The following is a 391-nucleotide window of genomic DNA, read 5'->3' as shown; positions in this document are numbered from 1 at the left end:
CCCGTGGCCGAAGTCCTCGACCTCGATCAGCTCAACCGGCCGTCCGGCGGCGCGGAAGGCGTCGCGCATACGCCGGGACTGTATGATCGGCACGACGCCGTCCTCGACGCCGTGGACGAGCAGCACCGGGCAGGTGATGTCACTGATCCGACGCCGCGGCGAGGCGGCCTCGATCGCGGCGGCCTCCGTGCGGCGGTCGCCGATGCGCTTGGTCCAGAACTCGTAGATCGGCTTGCCCGCCAGATCATCCTCGCGCTCTTCCCAGGCCAGCATGTCCGGCAGATCGTAGACGCCGCAGATGCCGATCGCGGCCTTGTAGAGATCCGGTCGCTTGGCGGCGCTCATCAGGGCCGCGTAACCGCCGTAGCTGGTGCCCATGATGGCGACCTTG

The 391-nt window shown here is 68.8% G+C and carries 1 protein-coding gene; it reads right to left on the bottom strand.

Annotated features, from left to right (window positions below; translation table 11 throughout):
- On the bottom strand, positions 1-391 hold a 391-nt coding region (locus Q0C81_RS15540; RefSeq protein ID WP_291839925.1), incomplete at both ends, for a prolyl oligopeptidase family serine peptidase.

Source organism: Brevundimonas sp. (assembly GCF_023259385.1).
GTDB lineage: Bacteria > Pseudomonadota > Alphaproteobacteria > Caulobacterales > Caulobacteraceae > Brevundimonas.
The sequence above is the reverse complement of the archived record's forward strand: the minus strand, read 5'-3'. Positions and strand labels throughout refer to the sequence as shown.